The sequence below is a fragment of the Kitasatospora sp. MAP5-34 genome (assembly GCF_029894335.1).
GTDB lineage: Bacteria > Actinomycetota > Actinomycetes > Streptomycetales > Streptomycetaceae > Kitasatospora.
This window is the reverse complement of sequence record NZ_JARXZC010000006.1, coordinates 176,628-195,697: the sequence shown is the minus strand read 5'-3', so window position 1 is coordinate 195,697 and position 19,070 is coordinate 176,628. Positions and strand designations below refer to the sequence as shown.

Sequence of the window (19,070 nt, the reverse complement as noted above, 5' to 3'; positions counted from 1 at the left end):
CGCGCTGTTCAGTCGGCCGGCTGCGCGGTCGGAGTCGCGGTCGCGGTCGGAGTGAACCTGAGCGCCACGACGTAGGAGACCACGACAGCGACGATCACCAGGGGCATCACGGTCAGTCCCTCGGTTCCCAGCAGCAGGGTGGCCAGCAGCACCGCCGTCATCGGAAGCCTGAGCATCGCCACACACATCGCTCCGATGCCCATCGCGAAGCCTGCCGTCAGCGACAGCCCGGGCAGGTGGGAGAGCGCGATCCCACCTGCCGCACCGATGAACATCGACGGGAAGACCGGGCCGCCTCTGAAGGCGCTCAGCGAGGCGCCGTACGCCAGCCCCTTGCACGCGACCAGCAGCACCAACGCCCCCACCGAGTAGCCGGCCCGGCCGGTGAGGAGCGGGTCCATGGCGCTCTGCCCCGAATACAGGACCTCGGACGCAGCCTTCCCGGTGCCTTCGGCGAAGGCGATCGCCAGCCCCGCGACGACCAGGCCCATCAGCACGGTGGCCGCCACTCGCCGCCGCTCGACCCGGGGCTGCAGCAGGAGGGCGAGCCGGCGGATCCCCGTGGCGACGAGCGCCGCCGCGAGCCCGATGACAACCGCCCAGCCGAACTCGGCGAGATCGGGCTCGGCGGCGTGCGGAACGTTCTGCAGGGCCAGCGAGAAGGAGCCCAGCCCGGTCCAGTCGCCCAGGCCGACGAAGATGAGCGAGCCGATGCCGGCCGCGAGCAGGCCCGGCAGCAGCACGACCCCGAGCATCGGCCCGCCGAGTCCCGCCGCCTCCATCAGGAGGAACGCCCCGAGCAGCGGCGACCCGAGCAGTGCGCTGACGGCGGCGAAGCTGCCCGCCGCACCGACCACCGCGACGGCCTGCGGCGGGAGGTCCCGTTTGGCCAGCCGGGTGGCCCCGACCGCCAGGCCGCCGCCCAGCGCGATGAGCGGCCCCTCGGGCCCCAGCACCGCGCCCAGGCCGAGGGAGGCCACGGCCGCGACCACGATGCCGGGTAGCTCGGCCGCCGGTGGCGCGCCTGTGGTGGACAGGCCTTCGGCCGGCTTGTGCCCGCCGGTACCGGGCAGGTGGCGAATGGTCACACCGACCAGCAGGCCCGCCACGCCTAGCAGCGGCAACGGCCACCAAGCTGGTGTGCCATGGAAGCCCAGTCCTTCGGGCAGGTCCTTGTAGGTCCACGACTGGAGCTCGCTGACAAGGGCGAGGAAGCCGTACGCGACGGCGGAGACCGGTACCCCGAGGACCGCCGCCAAGCACAGCAGCCGCAGATAGCTGCGGCTGCGAACCAGCGTGAGCGGGTCCGGTGTCACTGCTTGGCATTCGTGCGGCGGCGGGCGACGAAGAGCCCGATGACCAGGCCGACCAGCAACGTCACGCTCAGGACCGCCCACAACGGCAGCGTGACCGAGCTGACCCACAGTTCGACGGAGACCGATCCGGTGTTGGCCGCGATGAACCAGACGGCGAGCACCAGCAGGACGGCGATCCCGATCGTGCGGAACCGCACGTCCCGGCCCTTGACGGTGATGCCCGGCGGGCGATGCGGCGGAGATGTCTGCTGCGCCATGCACCCAGTATCGGCGTCCGCAGCTCAGGCCGCATCGTCGCGCGACGGGCTGAACACCTGGGACGGAGAGGTGTGCAGGACCCACGCTCCGCAGGTCAGCCGAGCAGGCCGCCCATGTGGCCGTCGTCGGCGCGGGCGTTCCAGAAGCTCGCCTTGTGCTCGAAGGCCGAGGGGTCGAGCTCGATCAGGAGGTTCAGACCGGCTTCGGCGAGCAGGCGGTCCGGGGTGAAGACCTTCCAGTCGGCCGGTTCCCGCCCGCGCGTCCACCGGGCGGCCTCGTCGCTCAGCCGGGTCACCACCCAGATGGTGACGTAGAAGGCCGACAGGTCGCTGTGCAGATGGGCGGCCGGCCAGCCTTCTTCGCCGTCGCCTTCGGTGATCTCGACCCGGCCGGTCGTGCCGTCGACCACCACCTGGCAGTCGTACACCGTGTCACCCAGGCAGACGTAGTCGAGCTGGTGGGCGCGGGTGTTCTCCTCGTCCTCGGCGTACCACGGGCAGCACTCCCGCAGGGTGGTGAACGGGCGCTCCTCGTCGTCTCTCAGGTAGTCGCTCGCCGGTAGGCCGACGGTGGTGAGCAGTCGGCGGGTCGGCTCGTGGCGGAGGCACTCCGGCAGGTCGTCCGGGTGGAGCGGGACGACCTCACCGAGGTCGGCCACCAGCTCCGGTGTGATCTCGTAGGCGAGCGGCCGCTCGTCCTGCCCGGCGGCCCCGGCGCCGGGGTGTGCCACCCAGCGCAGCCCGTACACCAGCAGTGCGGTACTCCAGTGCGGCGCGAGACCGCTGGGTTCGAACACCGCCGGGTCGACGGCGCGCATCCGCTGCGCGAGGGCGGCGGTCACTTCCGCGACCACGGCCGGCCCCCGGCGGCCGTCGTGGGCCGTCGGATCGGCGGCGCCGGTGCGCAGCGCCTCCAGCTCGTGCAGGAAGAGGAGGACGACCGACAGATCGCTCGCGATGACGTCGAGCAGGACCCTGGCGGGCTCGGCAGGCTCGGTGGCAGCGGCTGTCGCCGTCGCCGTGGCGAGCGCGACCTGGCCGGTCACCCCGTCCAGGACGAGCCAGTCGCGATACCCCGCCTCACCGAGAACCAGCAGGTGGTCCGCCCCGATGGACGGGCCGGCCAGCCGAGTGGCCAGCGGGCTGAGCAGGGTGTCGGGATCGGAGTCGAAGCGGAGCAGGGCGCCGCCTGCCGAGGGCAGGCCGATCACCGTGAGGAGGCGTCTGGTCGGTTCGTGGGCGAGGACCGCCGGCAGGGCCTGCTCGGGCAGGCGGTGAGTACCGTCCGGGCCGAACCAGTCAGCGATCCGTTCACGGTCGATGTCGACCTTCAGCTGCATCTCTACCTCCACGCGGTGTGCCCCCCGGATCTGATCACCGATCATCCAGCAGCCGACCGACAGCTCGGCCACCAGGTCCGCCCTCATTCGACCCGGTCACCCGGGCGGCACCCGCTGTTCCCGGGGCAGGGGCGGCCCGCTAGCATTCCCGGTGCTGCCCGGCGTAGCGCAGAGGCAGACGCGCCGCCACTGCATGGCGGACCACGCCGGTTCGAATCCGGCCCCGGGCAGCTCTGGTGGTCCCGTAGCGCAGGGGCAGGCGCACCGCTACGACATGGCGGAGGACGCCGGTTCGAATCCGGCCGGGACCACCCACACGCACGACAGGGGGAACGGCGGTGCAGAACGCCGAGGTGACGGCCGAGGAGCTCGCCGCCTACTCCCGTACCGTCGGCCGACTGGGTGCGCTGCCGGTCAACCATCCGGTGCGGCTGCGGGCCGAGCGGGTCGCCGAGGCCTTCGTACGGGACGGCCGGCATCGGCGTCGGCAGACCCGGCGCGCGGAGGCCGCCGGGGTGGACGCCGCGCTGGTGGCCGCGACCGCCACCGGGGATCCGGCCCGCCGTGAGGACGCTCCGTTGGCGCTGCCGTCGGCTCCGGAGCCGGTCGGCGAGTACCGCCGGCCGCGCCGGTGCTATGTCTGCAAGTCGACATACCGGCAGGCGGACGGCTTCTACCACCTGCTCTGTCCGTCCTGCGCGGCCGACAACACCGCCCGGCGCGCGCTCTCCACCGACCTGCGCGGACGCCGGGCGCTGCTCACCGGCGGCCGGGTCAAGATCGGCTTCCAGCTGGCCCTGATGATGCTCAGGGACGGCGTCGAACTGATCGTCACCAGCCGTTTCCCGCACGACACCGTCCGCCGCTTCCAGGCCGTCCCGACCAGCTCCGACTGGCTGCACCGGCTCACCGTGGTCGGCATCGACCTGCGCGACCCTCGCCAGGTACTCGGCCTCTGCGAGCGGCTGCGGGCCGACGGGCGACCGCTCGACATCCTGGTGAACAACGCCGCCCAGACCCTGCGCCGCCCGCCCGAGGCGTACGCCCTGCTGGCCGGCGGCGAGCAGGGCGCGCTGCCGCCCGGCGTCGAGGTCACCCGCGCGCCCGGCTTCCGGCCGATGCCCACGCTGACGGCCGCCTGGCCGGCCGCCGAGCTGGCGCCCGCCATGCCGGCGGGCGAGGTTCTGGCGGTGGAGGGGATGGCGGAGGCCGACGAGGCCGGGCTGCTGCCGGACACCGCCGCCGCCAACTCCTGGTCCGCCCGGCTCGGCACGCTCGATCCGTCCGAGGTGCTGGAGACCCAGCTGGTCAACGCCCTCGCCCCCGCCCTGCTCTGCGACCGGCTGCTGCCGCTGCTGCTCGCCTCCGCGCAGCCCAACCGCTACATCGTCAACGTCACGGCCGTCGAGGGGCGGTTCACCGTGCGGAACAAGACCGCCGGGCACCCCCACACCAACATGGCCAAGGCGGCGCTCAACATGCTCACCCGCACCAGCGCGGCCGAACTCGCCGAGCAGGGCGTGCACATGTGCGCCGTCGACACCGGCTGGATCACCGACGAGAACCCGGCCCCGAAGAAGGCCCGGATCGCCGCCCACGGCTTCCGCACCCCGCTGGACATCGTCGACGGCGCCGCGCGCGTCTACGACCCCATCGTGCGCGGCGAGGCGGGCGATCCGGTGGCCGGGGTGTTCCTGAAGGACTACCAGGAAGCGGCGTGGTGAGCGACTTCACCGGGGTGGTGACAGCCGGTCCTGCGCTCAGGCCGCCAGGGCGGCGGCGTCCGCCATCACGATGACCGGGTGGGCCGCCGGGTCCAGGATGCGCAGGAGTTCGATCATGTGGTCCTGGCTGACGGTGACACAGCCGTGGGTCGGCCCGCCGTGGTCGACGTGCAGCCAGATCCCGCCGCCCCGGCGGCTGCCGCGCGGTCTCCGGGCGTCGAGCGGGGAGGTCCCGGTCACCCGGTTGTAGTCGATGGCGATCACGTAGTCGAAGGATCCCTCGAGCTGCTCACCGGCGAAGCCCGTACCGTCCGCCTCGAAGCTGTCGTCCTGGTGGTAGGCCAGCCGGCTCCCCGGGTCGGGCAGCCGCCCGCCCGCGTCGCCCAGCGTGTAGAGCCCGATCGGGCTGCGCAGGTCGCCCTGGGTGTGGTGGGAGGTCCAGCCGTGAAAGCCGTTGTGGGCCGGCCAGCGCGCCAGGCTCTCCCAACGGCCCGTGCTGTCGCGGCTCCAGACCGTCAGGGTGCTGTCGGAGGAGTTCCTCCCCTGCCCGGAGACCAGCACGACCTGGTTGCTGTCCGCAGGGATTCTCGATCCGAGGGCCTGGCCGAGGCCCGGCAGCAGATCCGCCGGCCGTTCGGAACGCTCCGAACGCGCCGAGTCGGCGGCGGCACCGGCCGCACCGGCCTCCGCAGTGGACAGCTGTACGGGGGCCGACGGCGTGGCGACCGGCTGCGGCAGGTCGCCGTGCCTGCTGTGCAGGAGCGCGCCGACCGGGGCGTCCGGCGTCCGGGGCACGCCGGTCCCGAAGGTGAACCAGGCCGTGGCCACCACCACGAGCGCCGCCGTGGCCCCGGCCCCGGCCTTGGCCCTGCCCGTCGCACCCGTACGTGGTGCGCGACGCGGGTCCGCCCGGCGGCCGGAGACGGCCGTCGCACCGGCCCGGGCCGCCAGCACGGTCGGTCTCGCGGTCGGCACCACAGTCGGCATCGCGGCCGGTCGGCCCGGCTCGGGCTCATCAGCGTGATGGGGCATCAGATCCTCCAAAGGGCCCGGACCACCGGGCACCGGCCGGAACTCACGACATTCACGATATCCACGACATTTACGATATTCACGACGCTCGGCGGCCACCCGGGTGACCGAAGCGGAGGTAGAGCGAGGGCACCACGAAGAGGGTGAGCAGCGTCGAGGTCACCAGACCGCCGATGATGACGACGGCGAGCGGGTACTCGATCTCGTGACCCGGGCGGGAGCCGAGGACCACCAGCGGCACCAGGGCCAGTCCGGTGGCGAGCGAGGTCATCAGGATCGGCGAGAGCCGCTCGCGGGCACCCCGGACCGCCAGGGCCGGCCCGAAGGTCTCGCCCTCGTGCCGCTCGAGGTGCTGGCAGTGGTTGATCAGCAGGATGCCGTTGCGGGCGGCGATGCCGAAGACGGTGAAGAAGCCGACCAGGGCGCCGATGGTGATGACCCCGCCGCCGATCCAGATCGCGATCACGCCGCCGACCAGGGCCATCGGGAGGGTCAGGAAGACGAAGGCGGCCAACCTCCAGGACCGGAAGGCCAGTTGGAGCAGCAGCAGGATCGCGGCGGCGGCGATGATCGCGGTGGTGAACAGGCTGCTCTGGGCGGCCTGCCGTTCCTGGTACTCCCCGAGCAGCGTGTAGTGCGAGCCCTGCGGGATCGGGAGGCCCTTCAGCTTGCTCCGGATGTCCTGGACGACGGCCGACAGGTCCCGGCCCTGGACGTTCGCGCCGACGTCAAGGTAGCGGGAGTTCTGGTCACGCGTCACCAGGTAGGGGTCGGAGCGCAGGCTGACGGTGGCCAGGTCGCCGAGGCGTACGGTCGAGCCGGAGGCGGTGTTGAGGGTGAGATCGCTGATCGCGGTGGTGCTGGACCGGGTGGCGGGGGTGCTCCAGACGAAGACGCCGTAGACCTGGTTGTCCTGGAAGACGTTGCCCATCTCCTGGCCGGCCACCATGGCGGCCGTCTGCCGCCGGACGTCGCCGGGCTTGAGCCCGTACTGCGCGGCCTTGGCGAGGTCGACCTCGACCTGGATCTGCGGGGTGTCGACGGACAGGTCGACGTGCTGGTCGACCACTCCGGACACCTCGGAGACCTTGCCGAGTACCGCGTTCGCGGTGTTGCGCATCTCGTTCAGGTCCTGGCCGTAGACCCGGACGACGACCGCCTCCTTCGATCCGGTGAGCACCTCCTCGATGCGTTCGTTGAGGTAGGTCTCGACGTCCCGGTAGAGGCCGGGGTAGCTGTTCACGACGTTGCGGACGGCGTTGACTGTCTTGGCGTAGTCCACCGACGGGGAGGTGCTGATCCAGACCTCGGCGGCGTTGATGCCGACCACCTCCTCACCCTGCCGAGCCCGGCCGATGTGCGCGCCGAAGGTCCGAACGCCGGGGATGGCGAGCAGCTGCTTGCTCAACTGGGTTGTGGTGCGCTGCATTTCGGCGTCGGAGGTGCCGGGGATGGCGTCCCAGTGGATCAGCAGGTCACGCTGTTTGAAGGTCGGGAAGAGGGACTGGCCGAGCTGCGGCACCACCAGGGCGCCCAGCAGGATCACCACGCCGAACGCGGCGTAGGCCGCGCGCGGGCGGGCGACGATCCGGGACAGCAGGGCGGTGTACCACCGCTGGAGACGGCGGACCAGCGGGGACTGGCCGCGCCTGAGCGGCGCGCGCCGCAGGAAGAGCAGCGTCAGCGCGGGGGTGACGGTCAGGGCGACCAGCATCGACGCCACGATGGCCAGGGTGTAGGCGAGCGCGAGCGGGCGGAAGAACGCGGCGGTCAGGCCGTGCAGCAGGAACACCGGGACGGCGGCCGCGACGATGATCAGCGTCGCGTACACGATCGGGCTGCGGACCTCCAGCGAGGCTTCCAGGATGATCTTCGCGGTGGAGACCCGGCTGCCCTCCCGGCGGGCTTCGCGCAGCCGCCGGAGGATGTTCTCCACGTCGATGATCGCGTCGTCCACCACCGCGCCGAGTGCGATGATCAGCCCGGCGAGCACCATGGTGTTGACGGTCGCGCCGATCGCCCGCAGCACCAGCAGCGCGGCGGTCAGCGACAGCGGGATGGTCACCAGGCTGATCAGGGCGACCCGCCACTCGAAGAGGAACAGCACCAGGATGACGACCACCAGCAGGAAGCCCAGCAGCAGCGAGGTCCGCAGACTGTGGATCGAGTCCTCGATGAAGGTCGCCGGGCGGAAGATCGTCGCGTCGAACTGCACTCCGGGCAGCCCTGGTTGGAGCGCCTTGAGGGCGTCCTCCACTCCGCTGGTCACCTTGAGCGTGTTGCCCCAGGGCAGTTTCTCGACGACGAGCAGCAGCCCGGGACGGCCGTTGATGACGGCGTCGCCGATGATCGGCTGGTAGTCCCGCACCACCGAGCCGACCGAACCCAGCGGCACCGACACCCCGTTGGCGGCCTGGTCCTCCAGCGGCACCTTGGCGAGCGCCTCCGGGCTCTGGATGGAGAGCGAGTGTTCGATCTGCAGCCGCTGTCCGCCCGCGTCCAGCGTGCCGCCCGCGCCGACCACCGAGCCGGTGGAGAACTGGAGCGCCCCCGAGTCCAGCGCGTCGGCGGTGGTGCGCTCCACCGCGTCCAGCGTGCTGTGCTGGGCCGCCAGCTTGGCCGGGTCGACCTGCACCTGGAGGGTCGGCTGCCGCTCGTTCCAGATCGACACGTCCGCCACGCCGTCCACCCGCAGCAGCCGGGCCTTGACGTTCCAGTAGGCGAGTCTGGAGAGCTCCATGACGGAGTGCTGGTCCGAGGTCATCCCGATCTGCAGCACCCGGGCGGTGGCCGACACCGGCGGGAGCATGACGGGCGGGCTGGCCCACTTGGGCAGCGTCGGGCGGACGGTGGCCAGGCGCTCCTGGACGAGTTGGCGGGCGTGCAGCAGGTTGGCGCCGGGCTTGAAGATCATGACGATCGAGGAGAGCTGCGGCACCGACGTCGACCGCAGGTGCTCCAGGCCCGGCATGCCGTTCATGGCCAGTTCGAGCGGTACGGTGACCAGCGACTCGACGTCCGAGGTGGACAGGCCCAGGCTCTCGGTCTGGATCTGCACCTGTGGCGGGGCGAACTCGGGGAACACGTCCACCGGGGTGTCCCGGATGGTCGTGATGCCGACCACCATCATCGCGACGGCGGCGGCGACCACCAGCAGCCTGAAGTTCAGGCTCCACGAGACGATGGCGCGCATCGCCGTCCTGCTCGCCCTCCTCGTACCGGGTGCCTCCGTCGTGCTGCCTGCCACGGTCACTCCTCTCCGACGCCGTACTCGGTGCCGAGCAGTTCCGGTACCCCTACGGTCACCACGGGCGTCCCGGCCGGCGGGCCCGCGCGCAGGACCGTGTCGTCCCCGCTGACGTGGTCGACGGTGACCGGGCTGCGGACGAAGGTGAGCGGCGCCGGGGTGAGGTACGTCCAGGACGCGCCCTGCGGGTCGTAGACCAGGGCGGTGGTGGCGATGACCGTAAGGCCCGAGGCGCCGTCGGCGCCGGGCGCCGGACGGACCGGCTGGGTCAGCACGCCCAGCTGCCGGGCCGACTCCTCGGTCAGGATCACCTGGTGCAGCGCGCTACCCGGGATGGCGCGCAGGCCGGCCGGGTGGGCGACGGCGGGGGTGGCCGGGCCGTGCGAGCACCCGGCCAGGCCCGGCGCGCCGGCGCACACGGCGGCGGCGAGCAGCACCCGGACCGCCCGGCGGTGGTGACGCCTCATCGGATCCGCTCCTCGCTCCGCACCGTCACTGCTCCGCACCGTCACGCCGCACCGGCCGCCGGACGTGGGATCAGCCGCAGGTACAGGCCCGGCAGTACGAACCAGGTCACCAGCAGCGAGGTCAGCAGGCCGCCGAGGACGACCAGGGCCAGTGGCCGCACGACCTCCATCCCCGCGATGTCACCGCGCACCACGAACGGCAGGACGGCCAACGCCAGGCCCACCGCCGTCACCAGGGCCGGGACGGCGACCTCCTTGGTGGCCCGCAGGACGAGGTCCAGGCGCGGGCTCTCGGGGTGCAGCTGTTCCAGGCGCCGGATGTTCCGCAGGTGCAGGATGCCGCCGCGCACCGCGAGGCCGAGGACGGCGACGAAGCCGATCAGCGCACCCGCCGTCATGAACCGGCCGGCCGCCAGTGCCGTGAGCGCACCGCCCGCCGCCGACAGCGGCAGCGTGAGGAAGAGCAGGGCCGCCCGGCCCCAGCCGCCCAGTGCGGCCTGCAGCAGCAGGAGGATCCCGGCGGCCGAGGCGAGCACGTACAGCAGCGTGCGCAGGTCGTCGCTCTGCCGCCCAGCGAGGTCGCTGGAGACCTCGGCGTGGTAGCCGAGCGGCAGGCCGAGCGCCTGGACCCCCGTCCGGGCCCGGTCCACTACCGGGCCCAGGTCGGTGCCCTGGACGGCGGCGGTGATGTCCAGGTAGCGGGAGACCTGGTCGTGGTCGACCTGGGTGGCGGTCGGCTGGACGGACACCGTGGCGACGTCCTTGAGTGCGACCTGCTGGCCGTTCGGCGCGTCCAGCAGGAGGTTCTGGATGTCGGAGAGGTTCTGCCGGTTCGCCGGGACGCTCCAGACCGACACGTCGAAGATCTGCTGCTGCTGGTAGTAGCTGCCGACCGGGATCCCGGCGAGCAGTACGGCAGTGGCCCGCCTGATGTCGCCGGGCTTGAGCCCGTGGGCGGCAGCCGCGTCGATGTTCGTCTCGATCTTGATGGACGGCACCATGGTGGGCAGCTGCACCTGCGCGCCGGCGACCCCGGGCAGCGCCGCCAGGGACTGCCGGATCCGCTCGGCCTGGGTGGCCAGCACCTGCTGGTCGGTGCCGTAGAGCCGGACCGAGAGGGCCGGCCCGGTCCGGGTACGCCCCGCGTCGAGGGCGGCCTGCGGGTAGGTGAGCAGGGTGTGGCGCAGCCCCGGCGCCGCGTCCAGCCGCTGCTGGACGGCCGCCCGCGTCGCGCCGTAGTCCGCGTTCGGCGCGAGGGTGATCCAGGTCTGGGACGAGTCCACATCGACCATCTGATCGCCCATCAGCGCCTGGCCCAGGTCGCTGGCGACGCCCGTGACGCCGGGGACGGCGCGCAGCGTGTCGGCGGCGGCCGAGGTGGCCTGTTCCATGGCGGGCAGTGAGGTGCCGGGTGCGGCCTGCCAGCGGACCAGCAGGTTGCGGTCCTGCGTCTGCGGGATCAGCGCCCCGGTGCCCAACTGCGGCAGGACCGCCAGGCCGCAGACGGCCAGCAACGCGACCGAGCCGAACACCCAGCCCCGCCCGCGCACGAAGCGCAGCTGCGCCCGGCCGAGCAGCCGCTCGGCCCGGCGGACCGGGCGGGGAACTTCGCGCCGGGGCGGCGCGGTCCGCAGCAGCAGGTAGGCCAGGGCCGGGGTGACGGTCATCGCGACCAGGGTCGCGGCCAGCACGGCGAGCAGATACGCCGTCACCATCGGCCTGGTCAGGGCGCCGGCCAGGCCACCGAGCAGCAGCAGCGGCACGACGGCCAGTACGATGACGACCAACGCGAAGCCGAGCGGACGGCGTACCGCCGGCACGGCCTCCGCGATCAGCGCCGACCTGGACCGGACGGCGCCGGGCTCGTCCGGCTCCGCGAGGCGGTGCCGGATGGCGGCGACCGTCCGTACCGTGTCGTCGACGACCACGCCCAGGGCGACCACCAGGCCGGCCAGCGTCATCGTGGTGAAGGTGGCGCCGCTCAGATAGAGCACGTCGGCGGCGGCGACCAGCGGGAGCGCGACGCCCACCAGTGCGATCAGGGCGACCCGCCAGGACCGCCAGCAGACGCCCAGCCACCCCACCAGGAGCAGGAGTCCGGCCAGCGCGGCCCAGCCGACATGGCGCAGCGCGGTCTCGATGAAGGTGGCCGGCCGGAAGACGCTGGTGTCGACCGCGACCCCGGACAGGCCGGGCCTGAGATCGGCCATCGCGGCCTCCACGCCCTTCGCCACCGCGAGTGTGTCCGCGCCGGGGAACTTCTCGACCACCAGCAGGAAGCCGGGCCCGCCCGGCAGGACGGCGTCACCGCGCAGCGGCGGGTGGTCCACCACCACCGTCGCCACGTCCCCGAGCAGCACCTTCTTGTCGGCGGTCTCCTCCAGCGGGACGGAGGCGAGGTCCTTGGGGGTGCCGATCGGTTGGATGTGCTGGACGGAGAGCCGCTGGTTCGGGGTGTCGATGAATCCGTCGGCGCCCGGGGACGAGGCCTCCACGAACGAGAGCGGGGAGGTCCACATGGCGTCGCCGGTGGTGTTGATCACCTGGGTCAGGGTCACCCCCTGCTGGTGCATCCGCGCGGGGTCGACCAGCACCTGCAGCTGCTGGTCCCGCTGGCCCCAGATGGTGACGTTGGCGACGCCCGGCACGGCCAGCAGCCGTGGCCTGATCCGCCAGCGGGCCAGGGTGGACAGGTCGATCATCGACACGGACTTGGACGACAGGCCGACCATCATGGCCCGGCTCTGGGCCGACAGCGGCTGGATCATCACCGGCGGCGTGCCCACCGCGACGACGGCGGGCCCCTGCGCCACCCGCTCGGTCACCAGCTGGCGGGCCTGGTAGATGTCGGTGCCCGGTTTGAAGGTGAGGTCGATGGCGGACAGGCCCGGCCGCGACTGCGAGCGGAGGTGGTCGAGGAAGGCCAGGCCGTTGAACTCGTCCTCCAGCGGCACCGTGATCAGCTGCTCGACCTCGTTGGCGGACAGCCCGAGCGCCTCGGTCTGGACCTGGACGTGCGGCGGCAGGAACTCCGGGAGCGTGTCGACGGGCGCGTGGCGCAGCACGGCGGTGCCCAGGAACAGGACGACCAGGGCGGCCGCCGCCATCGCGGCCGCCAGACGCATGCTCGATACAACGATCCACCGCACGGTCGACACCTACCTCGCCTGCTGCTCGGGCGCGCAGCGACGCATTCCCTGGGGACTCAACGTGGCCAATAGTGCACCCAAGGTAGTTTTGTTCGCCTGTGTACGAATCGCGGCCTGCGCGTCGCCCGACCTCTCCGCGAGCCGGCAACCACTCGATCTTCCTTTGCCACAACGGTTACTGACTGGGCATCAGTGAGCTGATTTCATGGTCTGCGCCCACTGCGACGGCTAAGCTGAATGGTGGTCACACCGGTTCGAGGGCGGGGGCGGAGATCTTCGGAATCAGGTGGCATCGTCCGGCCGGAGCACCCCCGGGGCCGCCCAGTACACCAGTACGGCTGCGGCGGCTCGCCCTCGCGCTGGTGCTGTGCACCGCTGCGCTGTGGGGCGCGATGGACCTGACGCTCACCGGGGCGCACGGCGCGGTGTCCGACATCGGCACCCACGCCGCGCCCGCCGCCGTCGACACCGCGCGGGCCGCCTACTACCTCGCCGACGCCGACCGGGTCGCGGCGGAGAGCATGCTGTCCGGGACGGTCCGCCTGGGCGGGCCGGGCCAGCGGTACCAGGACGATCTCAAGACGGCGCACCAGGCGCTGGAGCAGGCGGCCGAGCACGATGCCACGGGGACCGCCGGGAGCGGGCAGCTGCAGGCGGTCGAAGGCCTGCTGGTCGAGTACACCAGCCTGGTCGAGCAGGCCCACGCCAACGCCGGCCAGGGCGTCCTGGGCGCGGCCTACCTGACGTACGCCTCGGGCCTGCTGCACACCCCCGGCGACGGAATCCTCACCCGGATCGAGCAGCTGCGGCAGGCCGAACGGCAGGTGGCGGCGGAGCGGGGGCGCAGCGTCTGGCTCGCGCCCGGCGTGCTGTTCGGGGTGCTCGCACCGGCGGTGGTGGCCCTGGCACTGCTGGTCGGGACGCAGCGCTTCCTGCGCAGGCACTTCAAGCGGCGGCTCAGCCCCGCGCTGCTGGCCGGGTCCGTCCTGCTGGTCGGGCTGGCCGGCTGGGGGCTCGGGCAGAGCCTGCACGCCGACCGGGCGTTCGGATCCGCGACGGCGGCGCTCGACCGGCTCTCCGCCTCCTGGCAGGCCCGGTCGCTCGCCGCGCAGGCCGCCGCGAGCGACTCGCTGGCCCTAGTCCAGGACGATCCCGCAGCGCCTTTCGCCAGTGACTTCACCGGCTACGCCACGAAGCTCGCCGACCCGCTGCCGGACCCGGCCGCACGGCCGGCCGGCCACGCGGGGCCCCCGCAGTTCCACGGGATCCTCGCCGACCTGCTGCGAGCCGGCTCCGCCCCCACGAATCCCGCGACCCCTGCGGAGCAGGACGCCGCCGGGCGAGCCCTCGACTCCTTCCAGCGGTTCACGGCGGCCGACGCCCGCTTGCAGCAGCAGGCCGCTCAGCACAGCCCGGACGCGGCGGTGACGGCGGTCGGCACGGGCAGCACCCAGCTCGGCGGCACCGGAGCCGCCCTGGACGGCGACCTGAGCAGCCTGGCCGCGCTCACCCAGCAGCGGCTGGCCGGGGCGCAGACCGCAGCCCGTGCGGAGCTGGGCCTGGACGTGGGGCTGCCGGTGCTCTGCGCCGGCATCGCGGCACTGTGCCTGGCCGGGCTGTGGCCACGGATCGACGAGTACCGGGCGGCGCGATGAGCCAGCAGATGACGGGCCGACGGGTGACGGGCCGACGGGTGACGGGCCGGCGGGTGACACGCGAGCGGCCGGTGCGGGGCCGGGCGATGGCGACGTCGGCCAGGGCCGGGCTGGCGCTGCTGCTGGTCGCGGTCTGCGGGCTGGCGGGCTGCAGCGGTGGCGGCGGGTCGGCGCAGGTCGTGCACGTACTCGGCCCCTGGACGGACGCCGAACAGGCGTCGTTCCTGGCCGTGGTCGCGCCGTTCGAGCAGCGGACCGGGATCAAGGTGGACTACGAGGGCTCCCGTGACTCGGACACCGCTCTCGCGGACCGGGTCGCGGGCGGCAACCCGCCCGACCTCGCGGATCTCTCCAGCCCCGCGAAGGTCGCCCAGTACGCCAAGGCCGGCCGGCTGACCCCGCTCGACGGCGCGCTCGATCCATCCGGGCTGGCCAAGCAGTACGCTCCGAGCTGGCTCGGGCTCGGCGCGGTCGGCGGCAAGCAGTACGCCGTGGTGGTCAAGGCGGCCGTGAAGAGCCTGCTCTGGTTCTCGCCCAAGGCCCTTGCCGCGCACGGCTGGAAGCCCCCCGGCAGCTGGGCCGAACTCACCGGCCTGGACCAGCGGATCGCCGCCTCCGGCACTCCCCCGTGGTGCGTCGGCCTGGAGTCCAGCTCGGCTTCCGGCTGGCCCGGTACCGACTGGCTGGAGGACATCGTCCTGGCCCAGTCCGGGCCGGACGTCTACGACCGGTGGACAGCCGGTACTCTCGCCTGGACCTCGCCGCAGATCCGGCAGGCGTGGCAGACCTGGGGTGACGTCGTCGGCGCGCCCGGGATGGTGCGCGGCGGCCCGCGCGGCATGCTGCTGTCCGGCTTCGGCACCGCCGGCACCTCACTGTTCGCGAGCTCTCCCGGCTGCTTCTTCGACCACGAGGCGTCGTTCATCACGGACGACTACCAGAAGGACGGCTCTCAGCCGGTGGCGGGCAAGGACTTCGACTTCGTCCCCTTCCCCCGGATCGACCCGGCGTTCGGCGGCACCGAGGAGGTGGCCGGCGATCTGCTCGCGATGTTCCACTCAACTCCGGCCGCCCGCAAGCTCGTCGCCTACCTCACCACCCCCGAGGCGCAGGCGATCTGGGTGCGGCGCGGCGGTGCGCTCAGCCCGAACCGCCTGGTGGGGACCGGAGATTATCCTGATGCACTGTCAGGTCGCTTGGGGCAGCAGCTGACCGAGGCCACCGCCGTACGGTTCGACGCCTCCGACCAGATGCCGGACGCCATGCAGGTCGCGTTCTACGAGGCGGTCCTCTCGTACGTCAACAACCCGTCCCGACTGGACGCCATCCTCGCCGACCTGGACCGGGTACGGGCCAACGCCTACGGCTGAGCGCGTCCACGAGGCCACTGGCCAAACCTGGGAAGGGCGGGCACCACCCGACCGAAGGCCGGGGGCGCCCACCCCTGCCGCCAGGATCAGGAGACGCGGCGGAGCGTCCAGGTGTTCGGGTCGAAGCTGGGGACGGAGGAGTACTGGCAGCCGTTGCTGTAGTAGGAGGCGACCGGGATCCAGCCGGCCGGCGGATAGGTGGACGAACAGGCGTTGACGGTCGTCCCGATCGGCAGCCCGGTGAGCTGCTCGATCTGCTTCGCGTTGGGGCTGAAGTTCGATCCGCAGGAGGCGCTGAACCACCACTGGACATCGACCCAGCCGCCCGGAGTCAGGCTGCTGGCACAGGTGTTGACAGTGCCTCCGGGAGCGGCCTGGGCTGCGGAGACCGGCAGGGCGAGAGTTGCGGTGGCGCTCAAGAGCGCGACACCCATGGCGGTACGCAGGCGTGACATGAAGCTCCCCTTGCTCGATGAGGACGGCTGACTCTGTGCACGGACCTTCTGTAAGGGAACATTAGTGCGACCGGCCGAGGTTCGGCAGTGGATTCCCGGCCAAGGAAACGGCGCGTTCCGGACCGAACGGCACCGGAAGGAGCGGCGGCACCGGGATCGGTGCCGCCGCCCGTCGGGTCAGCTGTCGGGGGCTCAGCTCACGTTGATGTCGTCGGCGTAGTAGTTGCCCTGGGCGTACCAGCCGTGGACCCAGATGCTCACCGAGGTCACGGACGCACCGGTGGTGAACTTCGTGGACAGCTGCGACCAGCCGCTGCCCGAGGTCCAGGTGGAGGTGTCCGCGCCGGAGCCGGTCACGCCGAGGTAGGTGTAGTCGCCCTGGACCCAGCCCGACAGCGTGTACGTCGTGTTGGGCTTCACCGTGACGGTCTGCGAGCACTGGGCGTCGTCGGAGCCGCTGGGCACGCCCTGGAGGGCGTGCGAGCCGGAGTGGACCGGGCTGCTCACCACCGAGCCGAGGTTGCCCGTGCAGGTCCACGGGGACAGGCTGCCCGACTCGAAGCCACCGTTGACCACGATGCCGCCGGAACCGGACGGCGAGGGGGACGGCGACGGGCTGGACGAGGGCGAGGAACTCGGGGAGGCGGACGGGGAAGAGGAGGGCGAGGGGCTCGGCGAGGGGCTGGCCGAGGAGCTCGGGGACGGGCTGGGCGAGGGGCTCGGCGAGGGCGAGGGCGCCGGGCAGGAGGAGGCCGAACCGTTGGTGTCGGTCACCGCCGCGTTGAAGAGCGTCGCCGCCGGGTCCAGGTCGTACAGCGAGAACATCATCGTCCCGCCGAGGCCGTTGCAGTGCAGGTAGTCGACCTTGGCCTGGATCGACCGGATGCTCTCGCCCGACCAGAAGTTGGTCCCGTCGTAGAAGTACGACGCCTGGGCCGCCGGGTCCCAGAAGGTGTCGGCCGGGTTGTCGACGATCCCGGAGAGTTCCTTGTACATCCGGACCCCGGCGACGTTCCCGGAGTCGGCCGCCCCGGTCGCCGGGCCACTGGCGGGCTGGTAGAGGCCGTGGTTGCCGCCGGCCGCCACTCCCGTCCAGCCCCGGTAGTAGAACGGGACACCGATGTTGAGCTTGCCGGCCGGGAACCCACCGGGGATCGAGTACTGCGGATCACCGACCGTGTACGCCTTGATCGCCTCGTCCGCCGAGTACTTGGCCGTCCCGGGCGGGATCGGGTTGGAGGGGTCGGCCGGGTTCTGGTAGATCGGGGTCTGGTGGTTGGTCGGCCCGGTCGGCTCCCAGCCGCCGTGCATGTCGTACGTCATCGGGTCGCCGAAGGTCAGGTACTGCCCGATCTTGTCGGTCTCGACGTACTGCATCTTGTCCTGGCCCGCCGGGAGCGCCGCCGAGAGGGAGTACGTCCTGCCGTCCGCGAGGCCCTGGGCATTCAACTCGGTGCGGAACTCGGCCAGCAGCGCCGTGAAGTTCTGCTTGTCGGCCGCGCTCGCGTGGTTGCCGACGTGCCCGCCACCGCCCGGGTACTCCCAGTCGATGTCGAAGCCGTCGAAGATGCCCTTCCCGGTGCCGGCGCCGCCGTAGCCGCCCTGCGAGGGCAGGTTGCCCTTGATGAACATGTCGATGCAGGAGCTGACCAGCTTCTTGCGCGAGGCGTCGGTGGCCGCCGCGTCGGAGAAGAACTTGGAGTACGTCCAACCACCCAGGGAGAGAACAACCTTGAGGTTCGGGTTCTTCTTCTTGAGCTCCTGGAGCTGGTGGAAGTTGCCGACGATCGGCATGTTCCAGGCGTCGGCGGTGCCGTCGACGCTGAGGTCGGAGCCGTAGCTCTTCCCGTAGTCGGCGAACGAATCGCCCGCGCCGTCACCGGCGTTGGGGTTGTTCTCGTCCTGCGAGGCTGCCGAGTTGACCTCGAAGCAGGTCAGGTTGGTGGGGTCGATGTTCTCGAAGTCGTAGATCAGGTAGTCGAGTTTGCTCGCCATCCCCGACGTGTCGACGTTCTTCGGGTAGAACGCGTTGGCGTACACCGACCACTGGTCGTAGTACGCCACCTTGAGCCCGCCCGAAGTCGCGGGCGCTCCGGTGGTGTTGGTCGGTGCGGTCACCGTGGGCGTCTGCTGGGAGGCCTGGACGTTGCTCACTCCCAGGAGCGACATGGCGGCGCCCAGCAGCACTGCCGCCGCCGAAGTCACCGCCAGTGCCGACCGGTTGGATCTGCGCATGCTGAGCTCTCCTGTCACGTGGGGGCATACAGGACCCCGTCCGCCAACCGGAGATCGTCGGGGAGGCGGCAGACGGGAGCAGAGGAGCAGGGAGGTGCGCGCCGACGGGTGGGGCCGTGCGGCAGGGCTTCCGGCACACAGGGTGGACTAGACCAAATGGGCTGTCAAGACACCTCACTCCGGCGGGCCTTGACGCGGAACGCACGAAGTGGCTGGTCGGTGTGCCGACCAGCCACTTCGTCATCCGGGACTCCTGCGCGACAGTGCTACGCGGGGACTCCCTCGTCGCCCTTGTCGCAGGCCACCCCGTCGTGGTTGGTGTCCAACCCGAGGTCGTCCTTGGCGTGCAGGACGAGGGCGTGGAAGCCGCGCGCGAGCAGCCAGCCGCACCGCGCGCCCGCCGTGGCCGGCACCTCGGCCGGGAACAGGCGCGGGACGCACTGGTTGACCTCACCGTAGGCATGGCCACAGCCGTCCGCGTCGGCCGGGACCGGTGCCTTGGTCGCGGTCGGCGCCAACTGCTCGGCCGGACCCTGCACGTCCTGGGCGAAGTTGAGGACGTGCGGAGCCGGCGCCTGCGACACCTCGGGCTGGTCGGGTTGGTCGGGTTGGTCGGACCGGGAGCCGGCACCACCGGTGGTGGGTGGCGTGACCGCGACGGCCGCAGGCGACCGCACCGCGTCGAGCGGGAGCGGCCGGGGCACGGCGTCGCCGCCGGTGGACAGCATGACCGCGACGGCCACCGCCACACCGGTGCCCAGCACGACTGCCGCCAGGCGCCGCAGACCCCGGCGTCGGGTCGGATCGGAAGCCATCATCGGGG

General features: G+C 72.0%; 13 protein-coding genes and 2 tRNA genes. 5 read left to right on the top strand and 10 right to left on the bottom strand.

The annotated features are described in order from the left end of the window. Nucleotides 1-8: 8 nt before the first annotated feature. The 3 genes from P3T29_RS08990 to P3T29_RS08980 form a co-directional block, all read right to left on the bottom strand. Nucleotides 9-1,316: a chloride channel protein gene (locus tag P3T29_RS08990; protein WP_280715763.1), complete on the bottom strand. Its 1,308-nt coding sequence runs from the start codon at nucleotides 1,314-1,316 to the stop codon at nucleotides 9-11. Next, a complete protein-coding gene (locus tag P3T29_RS08985; protein ID WP_280715762.1) occupies nucleotides 1,313-1,573 on the bottom strand; it encodes a LapA family protein in 261 nt (86 codons plus the stop codon). The genes P3T29_RS08990 and P3T29_RS08985 overlap by 4 nt, the downstream gene beginning before the upstream one ends. A gap of 95 nt (nucleotides 1,574-1,668) precedes the next feature. Further along, a complete protein-coding gene (locus P3T29_RS08980; RefSeq protein ID WP_280715761.1) occupies nucleotides 1,669-3,000 on the bottom strand; it encodes an SUKH-4 family immunity protein in 1,332 nt (443 codons plus the stop codon). A 69-nt stretch (nucleotides 3,001-3,069) separates the two neighbouring features. Between P3T29_RS08980 and P3T29_RS08975 the strand changes: the two genes are divergently transcribed. The 3 genes from P3T29_RS08975 to P3T29_RS08965 all read left to right on the top strand — a co-directional run bounded on the left by P3T29_RS08975 (nucleotide 3,070) and on the right by P3T29_RS08965 (nucleotide 4,637). Further along, nucleotides 3,070-3,143, top strand: a tRNA-Ala gene (locus P3T29_RS08975). Between the two features lie 8 nt (nucleotides 3,144-3,151). Next, nucleotides 3,152-3,224 (top strand) — tRNA-Val (locus P3T29_RS08970). Nucleotides 3,225-3,251: 27 nt separating this feature from the next. Further along, nucleotides 3,252-4,637 carry an SDR family NAD(P)-dependent oxidoreductase gene (locus P3T29_RS08965; protein WP_280715760.1) on the top strand — a complete coding sequence of 462 codons (1,386 nt, stop codon included), beginning with the start codon at nucleotides 3,252-3,254 and terminating at the stop codon, nucleotides 4,635-4,637. Nucleotides 4,638-4,673: 36 nt separating this feature from the next. Here the strand turns inward: P3T29_RS08965 and P3T29_RS08960 are convergent, their stop codons facing one another. The 4 genes from P3T29_RS08960 to P3T29_RS08945 all read right to left on the bottom strand — a co-directional run bounded on the left by P3T29_RS08960 (nucleotide 4,674) and on the right by P3T29_RS08945 (nucleotide 12,508). After that, nucleotides 4,674-5,669 (bottom strand): L,D-transpeptidase family protein, encoded by a 996-nt coding sequence (locus tag P3T29_RS08960; RefSeq protein ID WP_280715759.1) that lies wholly within the window; start codon nucleotides 5,667-5,669, stop codon nucleotides 4,674-4,676. A 79-nt stretch (nucleotides 5,670-5,748) separates the two neighbouring features. Further along, nucleotides 5,749-8,916 (bottom strand): efflux RND transporter permease subunit, encoded by a 3,168-nt coding sequence (locus tag P3T29_RS08955; RefSeq protein WP_280715758.1) that lies wholly within the window; start codon nucleotides 8,914-8,916, stop codon nucleotides 5,749-5,751. Between the two features lie 2 nt (nucleotides 8,917-8,918). Then, nucleotides 8,919-9,383 carry a hypothetical protein gene (locus tag P3T29_RS08950; RefSeq protein ID WP_280715757.1) on the bottom strand — a complete coding sequence of 155 codons (465 nt, stop codon included), beginning with the start codon at nucleotides 9,381-9,383 and terminating at the stop codon, nucleotides 8,919-8,921. A gap of 41 nt (nucleotides 9,384-9,424) precedes the next feature. Beyond that, a complete protein-coding gene (locus P3T29_RS08945) occupies nucleotides 9,425-12,508 on the bottom strand; it encodes an efflux RND transporter permease subunit (RefSeq protein WP_280715756.1) in 3,084 nt (1,027 codons plus the stop codon). 386 nt (nucleotides 12,509-12,894) lie between these two features. Between P3T29_RS08945 and P3T29_RS08940 the strand changes: the two genes are divergently transcribed. Both P3T29_RS08940 and P3T29_RS08935 read left to right on the top strand, forming a co-directional pair. Further along, a complete protein-coding gene (locus tag P3T29_RS08940) occupies nucleotides 12,895-14,187 on the top strand; it encodes a hypothetical protein (protein WP_280715755.1) in 1,293 nt (430 codons plus the stop codon). Then, nucleotides 14,184-15,557 carry an ABC transporter substrate-binding protein gene (locus P3T29_RS08935; RefSeq protein WP_280715754.1) on the top strand — a complete coding sequence of 458 codons (1,374 nt, stop codon included), beginning with the start codon at nucleotides 14,184-14,186 and terminating at the stop codon, nucleotides 15,555-15,557. The genes P3T29_RS08940 and P3T29_RS08935 overlap by 4 nt, the downstream gene beginning before the upstream one ends. 86 nt (nucleotides 15,558-15,643) lie before the next feature. On the opposite strand, the gene P3T29_RS08930 is transcribed toward P3T29_RS08935, so the two are convergent. The 3 genes from P3T29_RS08930 to P3T29_RS08920 form a co-directional block, all read right to left on the bottom strand. Further along, nucleotides 15,644-16,012 (bottom strand): hypothetical protein, encoded by a 369-nt coding sequence (locus P3T29_RS08930; protein WP_280715753.1) that lies wholly within the window; start codon nucleotides 16,010-16,012, stop codon nucleotides 15,644-15,646. Nucleotides 16,013-16,204: 192 nt separating this feature from the next. Continuing rightward, nucleotides 16,205-18,247 carry a glycosyl hydrolase family 18 protein gene (locus P3T29_RS08925; protein WP_280715752.1) on the bottom strand — a complete coding sequence of 681 codons (2,043 nt, stop codon included), beginning with the start codon at nucleotides 18,245-18,247 and terminating at the stop codon, nucleotides 16,205-16,207. A gap of 266 nt (nucleotides 18,248-18,513) precedes the next feature. After that, nucleotides 18,514-19,065, bottom strand: a complete 552-nt coding sequence (locus tag P3T29_RS08920) for a hypothetical protein (RefSeq protein ID WP_280715751.1) — start codon at nucleotides 19,063-19,065, stop codon at nucleotides 18,514-18,516. Nucleotides 19,066-19,070 lie beyond the last annotated feature (5 nt).

What these genes read in the sequence shown, in the direction of transcription:
- P3T29_RS08985 (WP_280715762.1), bottom strand. Translation starts at nt 1,573, where the DNA reads ATGGCGCAGCAGACATCTCCGCCGCATCGCCCGCCGGGCATCACCGTC.
- P3T29_RS08980 (WP_280715761.1), bottom strand. Translation starts at nt 3,000, where the DNA reads ATGAGGGCGGACCTGGTGGCCGAGCTGTCGGTCGGCTGCTGGATGATC.
- P3T29_RS08950 (WP_280715757.1), bottom strand. Translation starts at nt 9,383, where the DNA reads ATGAGGCGTCACCACCGCCGGGCGGTCCGGGTGCTGCTCGCCGCCGCC.
- P3T29_RS08930 (WP_280715753.1), bottom strand. Translation starts at nt 16,012, where the DNA reads ATGTCACGCCTGCGTACCGCCATGGGTGTCGCGCTCTTGAGCGCCACC.
- P3T29_RS08935 (WP_280715754.1), top strand. Translation starts at nt 14,184, where the DNA reads ATGAGCCAGCAGATGACGGGCCGACGGGTGACGGGCCGACGGGTGACG.
- P3T29_RS08920 (WP_280715751.1), bottom strand. Translation starts at nt 19,065, where the DNA reads ATGATGGCTTCCGATCCGACCCGACGCCGGGGTCTGCGGCGCCTGGCG.
- P3T29_RS08960 (WP_280715759.1), bottom strand. Translation starts at nt 5,669, where the DNA reads ATGCCCCATCACGCTGATGAGCCCGAGCCGGGCCGACCGGCCGCGATG.
- P3T29_RS08925 (WP_280715752.1), bottom strand. Translation starts at nt 18,247, where the DNA reads ATGCGCAGATCCAACCGGTCGGCACTGGCGGTGACTTCGGCGGCGGCA.
- P3T29_RS08945 (WP_280715756.1), bottom strand. Translation starts at nt 12,508, where the DNA reads ATGCGTCTGGCGGCCGCGATGGCGGCGGCCGCCCTGGTCGTCCTGTTC.